7 protein-coding genes are annotated in these 7,274 nt (G+C 73.5%); 1 reads left to right on the top strand and 6 read right to left on the bottom strand.

Going from position 1 to position 7,274, the window contains the following annotated elements; genetic code table 11:
• Positions 1-65 precede the first annotated feature (65 nt).
• The 6 genes from pstB to ACFUMH_RS17800 all read right to left on the bottom strand — a co-directional run bounded on the left by pstB (position 66) and on the right by ACFUMH_RS17800 (position 6,378).
• Positions 66-845: a phosphate ABC transporter ATP-binding protein PstB gene (pstB, locus tag ACFUMH_RS17825; protein WP_378208700.1), complete on the bottom strand. Its 780-nt coding sequence runs from the start codon at positions 843-845 to the stop codon at positions 66-68.
• Positions 846-880: 35 nt separating this feature from the next.
• Positions 881-1,945 carry a phosphate ABC transporter permease PstA gene (gene pstA / locus ACFUMH_RS17820; protein WP_378208698.1) on the bottom strand — a complete coding sequence of 355 codons (1,065 nt, stop codon included), beginning with the start codon at positions 1,943-1,945 and terminating at the stop codon, positions 881-883.
• Complete coding sequence (gene pstC / locus ACFUMH_RS17815) at positions 1,945-2,952, bottom strand: phosphate ABC transporter permease subunit PstC (RefSeq protein WP_378208696.1); 1,008 nt, start codon at positions 2,950-2,952, stop codon at positions 1,945-1,947. The genes pstA and pstC overlap by 1 nt, the downstream gene beginning before the upstream one ends.
• Before the next feature lie 155 nt (positions 2,953-3,107).
• The gene (pstS, locus tag ACFUMH_RS17810; protein WP_378208694.1) at positions 3,108-4,232 is read right to left on the bottom strand and encodes a phosphate ABC transporter substrate-binding protein PstS; all 1,125 of its coding nucleotides are present in this window, start codon (positions 4,230-4,232) and stop codon (positions 3,108-3,110) included.
• Positions 4,233-4,438: 206 nt separating this feature from the next.
• Entirely contained in the window at positions 4,439-5,155 is a 717-nt protein-coding gene (locus tag ACFUMH_RS17805) for a response regulator (protein ID WP_378208692.1), read from the bottom strand.
• The gene (locus tag ACFUMH_RS17800; protein ID WP_378208702.1) at positions 5,152-6,378 is read right to left on the bottom strand and encodes a sensor histidine kinase; all 1,227 of its coding nucleotides are present in this window, start codon (positions 6,376-6,378) and stop codon (positions 5,152-5,154) included. Before ACFUMH_RS17800 ends, ACFUMH_RS17805 begins: the two co-directional genes overlap by 4 nt.
• Positions 6,379-6,541: 163 nt before the next feature.
• Here ACFUMH_RS17800 and phoU point away from each other — a divergent pair, with 163 nt between their 5' ends.
• Positions 6,542-7,216 (top strand): phosphate signaling complex protein PhoU, encoded by a 675-nt coding sequence (phoU, locus tag ACFUMH_RS17795; protein WP_378208690.1) that lies wholly within the window; start codon positions 6,542-6,544, stop codon positions 7,214-7,216.
• Positions 7,217-7,274: the final 58 nt, after the last annotated feature.

The following is a 7,274-nucleotide window of genomic DNA, read 5'->3' as shown; positions in this document are numbered from 1 at the left end:
CCGCACGGTGGGCGCCCGTCGTCGCGTCGGGGGTCGGGTGCGGCCGCGCGGCCGCACCGGCCCGGTCAGCCGAAGCGGCCGGAGATGTAGTCCTCGGTCGCCTGCTCGCGCGGCGACGAGAACATCGTGGCCGTGTCGTCCATCTCGATGAGCTTGCCGGGCTTGCCGGTGCCGGCGATGTTGAAGAACGCCGTCTTGTCGGACACGCGCGCGGCCTGCTGCATGTTGTGCGTGACGATGACGATCGTGTAGTCGCTCTTCAGCTCGGCGATGAGGTCCTCGATCGCGAGCGTGGAGATCGGGTCGAGGGCGGAGCAGGGCTCGTCCATGAGGAGCACCTGCGGGCGCACCGCGATCGCGCGCGCGATGCACAGGCGCTGCTGCTGCCCGCCGGAGAGGCTGGAGCCGGGACGCTCGAGGCGGTCCTTGACCTCGTTCCACAGGTTCGCGCCCTGCAGGGACTGCTCGACGAGGTCCTGCGCGTCGCCCTTGGACATGCGGCGGTTGTTGAGCTTGGCGCCCGCGAGGACGTTGTCCGCGATGGACATCGTCGGGAACGGGTTCGGCCGCTGGAAGACCATCCCGATCTGGCGGCGCACCGTCACCGGGTCGACGTCCGACCCGTAGAGGTCCTGGCCGTCCATGAGCGCCTTGCCGGTCACGCGCGCGCCCGGGATGACCTCGTGCATGCGGTTGAGGGTGCGCAGGAAGGTCGACTTGCCGCAGCCGGACGGCCCGATCAGCGCGGTCGCCTGCCGGGGCTCGATGGCCATCGTGACGCCCTCGACGGCGAGGAAGTCGCCGTAGTAGACGTCGAGGTCCGAGACGTCGATCCGCTTGGACATGGGATTTCCTTTCGTGATCCGGGACGGATCGGCGGTCAGCGGGCGCCCTTGGGGGCGAACCAGCGGCTGATCAACCGGGCGAGCAGGTTGAGCAGCATGACGATGAGGATGAGGGTGAGCGCGGCGGCCCACGCCCGGTCGATGCCGGTGCCGCCCTGCTCGTACTGGCGGTAGGCGAACACGGGCAGCGTGGCCATGCGCCCGTCGAACAGGTCGGTGTTGACCTGCGTCACGAGCCCGACGGTGAGCAGCAGGGGCGCCGTCTCGCCGATGACGCGCGCCACGGCCAGCATGACACCCGTGACGATGCCCGCGGCAGCCGTCCGCAGCACGACCTTGACGATCGTCAGCCACTTCGGGACGCCGAGGGCGTACGAGGCCTCGCGCAGCTCGTTCGGGACGAGCCGCAGCATCTCCTCGACCGAGCGGATGACCACCGGCGTCATCAGCAGCGCGAGCGCCACGGCGCCCATGATCCCCGCGCGGTACGCGGGGCCGAAGATCAGCGTGAACAGCGCGAACCCGAACAGGCCGGCGACGATCGACGGGATGCCCGTCATGACGTCGACGAGGAACGTGATGGACCGCGCGAGCGGGCCGCGGCCGTACTCGACCAGGTAGATCGCGGTCAGGAGGCCGATCGGCACCGAGATGACGGCCGCCGCCAGCGTGATGAGCAGCGTCCCGATGATCGCGTGGGCGATGCCGCCCTCGGTCATGTCGCCGAACACCCCGACCATGTCGGTCGTCAGGAACGGCACGCCGAACCGGGCGACGCCCCGCCCGACCACGAGGGTGATCAGCGAGACCAGCGGCACCAGCGCGAGCAGGAACGCGCCCGTGACGAGCGTCGTCGCGAGCCGGTCGGTGGCACGGCGGCGGCCCTCGACGACGAACGAGGCGCCGGTCAGCGCGACCGCGTAGAGCACGGCGCCGAGCACCACGACGCCCGTGACCGTGGGGGTGCCCAGCGCGAGCAGGAGCAGGAACGCGACGACGAGGCCGCCGGCGGGGAACGCCCAGGCGCTCCACCGCGGCAGGCGGCCCTGACCCGGGTCGACGAGCGACGAGCCGGTCGCGGGGGCGGTGTCGACGGCCATCAGTTGGCTCCCGAGAACTCGGCGCGGCGCGCGATGATCCACCGCGCGACGAAGTTGACCGCGAACGTGATGACGAACAGCGCGAGGCCCGTGGCGATGAGCGCGCTCACCGACAGCCCGCTGGCCTCCGGGAACTTGGAGGCGATGTTCGCGGCGATGGTCTGGTGCTGCCCCGGCCGGAGCAGCTCGAACGAGTAGAGGAACCCGGGCGAGATGACCATGAGCACGGCCATCGTCTCGCCGAGCGCGCGGCCGAGGCCCAGCATCGACGCGCTGATGACGCCCGAGCGCCCGAACGGCAGGACGGCCTGGCGGACCATCTCCCAGCGCGTCGCGCCGAGCGCGAGCGACGCCTCCTCGTGCAGGCGCGGCGTCTGCAGGAACACCTCGCGCGAGACGGCGGTGATGATCGGCAGGATCATCACGGCGAGCACGATCGCGGCGGACAGCACGTTCTTGGCCGGCGCCTGGTAGTCCGCGAACAGCGGCACGAACCCGAGCGTCGAGGACAGCCACGTGAAGAAGGGGTCGACCACGCCCAGCAGCCACAGGGCGCCCCACAGGCCGTAGACGACCGACGGGATCGCCGCCAGCAGGTCGACCAGGTAGCCGAGGCCCTGCGCCAGGCGGCGCGGTGCGTAGTGCGAGATGAACAGCGCGATGCCGACCGAGACGGGCACGGCGATGACGAGCGCCAGCAGCGCCGCGAGCAGCGTGCCGAAGACGAGCGGCCCGACGTACTCGGCGACCGAGCCGCCGTTGAACCAGGAGATCTCGCCGAGCTCCTCGGACGACGCCGTCAGCGCCGGCCAGGCCTCGACGAGCAGGAAGATCGCGACCGCCGCGAGCGTCACGAGGATGAGGACGCCCGCACCGGTGGACAGGCCGGCGAAGACCTTGCTGCCGACGCGGCCCGTCGACGCCGCGCGGACGGCCGCGGCCGCGTCGGCCGGGGCGCCGTCGGGCGCGGCCCCGGACCGGCGGGCGGGAGTGGTGGTGAGAGCCACGGCTTCTCCGGTGGGTGGGGAGGGTGGGGAGGGTGTCGTGCGGGTGCTGCGGGGTGCGGCCGGCGGGCGGGGCCCGTCGGCACGGCCGGGAGCCGCCCCGGGACGTCGTGTCCCGGGACGGCTCCCGTCCGGTGCGGTCACGCTCGTGGGCTCGGTCAGCCCGCGGTGATGGCGTCGATCGCGGACTGGACCTCGGTGCGCAGGTCCTCCGAGATCGGGGCGGCACCGGCGACGCTCGGGTCGGCCGCGCGCTCCTGGCCGGCCTCGCTCGCGACGTAGGTCAGGTACGCCTTGACGTTGTCCGCGTCGGCCTGGTCCTCGTACACCGAGCAGGCGATGTGGTACGAGATGAGGACCAGCGGGTAGGCGCCGGCCTCGGTCGTGGTGCGGTCGAGCTCGACGACGAGGCGGTTCTCCGTCGCGCCCTCGGCGCGCGGGGAGGCGTCGACGACGGCCGCGGCGGCCTCGGCCGAGAACGGCACGTACTCCTCGCCGACCTTCAGCGCGACCGTGCCCAGGTCACCGGCGCGCGACGCGTCGGCGTAGCCGATGGCACCCTCGGCACCCGTCACCGTGTCGATGACGCCCTGCGTGCCCTGGCCGGACTGACCGCCCGACAGCGGCCAGTCGCCGCTGGCCTCGTGCGGCCACGCGCCCTCGGACGCGGCGGCGAGGTACTCGGTGAAGTTCTCCGTCGTGCCGGACTCGTCCGAGCGGTTGACGGGGATGATGTCGATCGCGGGGAGCTCGACGTCGGGGTTCTCGGCGGCGATCGCCGGGTCGTTCCACGTCGTGATCTCGCGGTTGAAGACCTTCGCGATCGTCGCGGCCGACATGTTGATGTTGTCCGCGTCCACGTCGGGGAGGTTGTAGACGACGGCGATCGGGGAGATGTAGAGCGGCAGCTCGACGGCCTCGCCGCCGACGCAGCGCTCCTCCGCGGCGGCCAGCTCCTCCTCGTCCAGCGCGGCGTCGGAGCCGGCGAACTGCACGGCGCCGGCGAGGAACTGCTCGCGGCCACCGCCCGAGCCCACGGCGTCGTACGACACGGCCACGTCGGGGAACTGCTCGTTGAAGCCGGCGATCCAGCCGGCGACGGCCTTCTCCTGCGAGGAGGCGCCCGCACCGGCGAGCGAGCCGCTCAGCTCGGCGGGGGCGTCACCGCCGGCGGTGCCGGCCGGCTCCTCGGCGTTGCCACCGGAGCTGCACGCGGCCAGGGTCAGCGCCAGCGCGCCGGTGAGGGCGACGGCACCGAGACGGTTGCGGGGGGAGAGCTTCACTGTGACCCATCCTGTCGATCCGCGCGCACCGGTCGGTGCGCGGCCGTGGTCGACGGTAGGGACGCGAGGTGACCGCCTCGGCGGCCCTCGGTGAACCGGGGATGAACGATGGTCGACCAGACGACCGTCCAGGACGTGGTCCGGGTGGTTCGTCCCGGGGCGGCGCCGGCGCGCGTGACGGGGCTCACGCGCCGGCGCCGCGGCGCTCACTCGTCGGGGACGTCCGACAGCTTGTAGCCGAGCCCGCGGACCGTCGTCAGGAGCGTCGGCGCGGACGGGTCCGCCTCGATCTTGGCGCGGATGCGCTTGACGTGGACGTCGAGCGTCTTGGTGTCGCCGACGTAGTCCGAGCCCCACACGCGGTCGATGAGCTGCCCGCGCGTGAGCACGCGGCCCGGGTTGCGCAGCAGCAGCTCGAGGAGCTCGAACTCCTTGAGCGGGAACGGCACGAGCGCGCCGTCGACGTGCACGGTGTGCCGGTCGACGTCCATGCGGACGCCCCCCACCTCGAGCGTGCCGTCGTCCTCCGCGTCGTCCGCGCCGCCCGCGGCCCGGGCGCCCGCCTCGCGGCGGCGCAGCACCGCGCGGATCCGCGCCAGCAGCTCGCGCGACGAGTACGGCTTCGTCACGTAGTCGTCGGCGCCGAGCTCGAGGCCCACGACCTTGTCGATCTCGTCGTCCTTGGCCGTGAGCATGATGACCGGCACGTCGGACTCCAGCCGCAGCCGCCGGCACACCTCCGTCCCGGGCAGGCCGGGCAGCATGAGGTCGAGCAGGACGAGGTCGGCGCCGCCGTCCGCGAAGCGCTCGAGCGCCTCGGGGCCGGTCGCGGCGGTCACGACGTCGTAGCCCTCGCGGCTCAGCTGGTACGCGAGGGGGTCGCGGTAGGACTCCTCGTCCTCCACGAGCAGGATGCGGGTCACGGGGTGCTCCTGGACGGGGTTCGGTCCGGCGGGCCGCCGGCGCTGGTCGGGGGCGGGGTGGCCGGCACGCCGGACGACGCCGTGGTCCGGTCGTCCACGGGGCGGGAGTCCGCGACGGGCAGGCGCAGCGTGAACGTCGAGCCGCGGCCGGGCTGCGACCACACCGACACGTCGCCGCCGTGGTCCGCCGCGACGTGCTTGACGATCGACAGGCCGAGACCGGTACCGCCGGTGTCGCGCGAGCGCGCCGGGTCGACGCGGTAGAACCGCTCGAACACGCGCTCCTGGTCGGCCGGGTCGATGCCGACGCCCTCGTCGACGACCGCGATCTCGACCAGCTCGCCGCGGCGCGCGACGCCGACCGCGACCTGCGTCCCCTCCGGCGAGTACGCCACCGCGTTGTCGAGCAGGTTGCGCACCGCGGTGACGAGCAGGTTGTGGTCGCCGAACACCATGACGCCCCGCGCACCGCCCGCGCTGACGCGCACCTGCTTGGCGTCGGCGCCCGTGCGGGCGCGGTCGACCGCCTCGGCGACGACGTCGTCGACCGCGACGGGCGCGAGCTCCTCCAGCGCCCCGGTGGCCTGCAGGCGGGACAGCTCGATGATCTCGTGCACCAGCGCGGACAGCCGGACGGCCTCCGCCTGCATGCGGCCGGTGAACCGGCGCACCGCCTCCGGGTCGTCCGCCGCGTCCTGCACCGTCTCCGCCAGCAGGGACAGCGCGCCGACGGGCGTCTTCAGCTCGTGCGAGACGTTGACGACGAAGTCGCGGCGGATGGCCTCGAGGCGGCGGGCCTGCGTGAGGTCCTCCGCGAGGAGCAGCACGTGCTCGGGCGTCACCTGCGCGACGCGCGCCTGCACGAGCAGCCGACCGGCGCCGACCGGGCCGCGCGGGACGTCGACCTCCTCGTCCCGGATGACGCCGTCGCGGCGCACGGCCTCCACCAGGTCGCGCATCGCGGCATGCACCAGACGACCGTCCCGGACCAGGCCCAGGGCGTGCGCCGGCGGGCTCGCGCGCACCACCCGGTCCTCGGCGTCGAGCACGACCGCCGCGGACCGCAGCACCGCGAGCGTCCGGACGAGGCCGTCGTCGAGCTCGGGCTCGGGCTGGGGCGGCACCGTGCGCTGCGCGCGCTCGCTCCACCGGAACGCGCCCACGGCGAACGCGCCGACGAGCACGCCGAGCGCCCCGGCCACCAGCGGCGCGAGGCCGTCCATCCACTCCACGCGCCCACACTAGGCCGACGTCCGGGGCCCGCCCCGCCACCGGCGGGCACCGACGCCGCCCGGCCGCCGGGTGTTCACCTGCGCGGTGACGAGCGTTCACCGGGCCGTGCGACGGTGTGGGCCGCAACGCGCACCTGCGCGCAGAGAGGACACCATGCGGGACATCTTCGACGCCGAGCTCAAGCAGCTCGGCGAGGACCTGGTCGCCATGAGCGGCCGCGTCGAGCAGGCCGTCACGAGCGCCGGTCAGGCGCTCCTCACGGCCGACCTCCGGCTGGCGGAGTCGGTGATCGCCGACGACCTCGCCATCGACGCCCTCGAGCGCGACCTCGACGAGCGGTGCGTGCGCCTGCTCGCGCAGCAGCAGCCCGTCGCGACCGACCTGCGCGTCGTCGTCTCGGCGCTGCGCATGAGCGCGTCGCTCGAGCGGATGGGCGACCTCGCCCGGCACGTCGCCCAGGTCACGCGCCTGCGCTACCCGCGCGGCGCCGTGCCCGAGGGCCTGGAGGAGACGTTCACGCAGATGCAGGACGCCGCCGTGCGCGTCGCCCGGCGCACCACGACGCTCCTCGAGACGCGGGACCTCGCCCTCGCGGAGAGCATCGAGCAGGACGACGACCTGCTGGACGCCCTGCACACCGACACGTTCACCGCGATGCTGTCCGGCGAGTGGCGGCGCCCCGCGCAGGAGACGGTCGACGTCACCCTGCTCGGGCGCTACTACGAGCGGTTCGGCGACCACGCCGTGTCCGTCGCGCGCCGCGTCGTCTACCTCGTCACCGGCGACACCGCGCACGCGCTCGACCCTGCGGCCGTCCGCTCCGTCTGACCGACCTCGTCGGACCGGGCACCCCCGGCCCCCGGCGACCACCTGTCTCTTATACACA

Origin of the sequence: Cellulomonas sp. NPDC057328, assembly GCF_042667215.1 — a bacterium.
Classification (GTDB): Bacteria; Actinomycetota; Actinomycetes; order Actinomycetales; family Cellulomonadaceae; genus Cellulomonas.
The sequence above is the reverse complement of the archived record's forward strand: the minus strand, read 5'-3'. Positions and strand labels throughout refer to the sequence as shown.

What these genes read in the sequence shown, in the direction of transcription:
- ACFUMH_RS17800 (WP_378208702.1), bottom strand. Translation starts at nt 6,378, where the DNA reads ATGGACGGCCTCGCGCCGCTGGTGGCCGGGGCGCTCGGCGTGCTCGTC.
- phoU (WP_378208690.1), top strand. Translation starts at nt 6,542, where the DNA reads ATGCGGGACATCTTCGACGCCGAGCTCAAGCAGCTCGGCGAGGACCTG.
- pstA (WP_378208698.1), bottom strand. Translation starts at nt 1,945, where the DNA reads ATGGCCGTCGACACCGCCCCCGCGACCGGCTCGTCGCTCGTCGACCCG.
- pstB (WP_378208700.1), bottom strand. Translation starts at nt 845, where the DNA reads ATGTCCAAGCGGATCGACGTCTCGGACCTCGACGTCTACTACGGCGAC.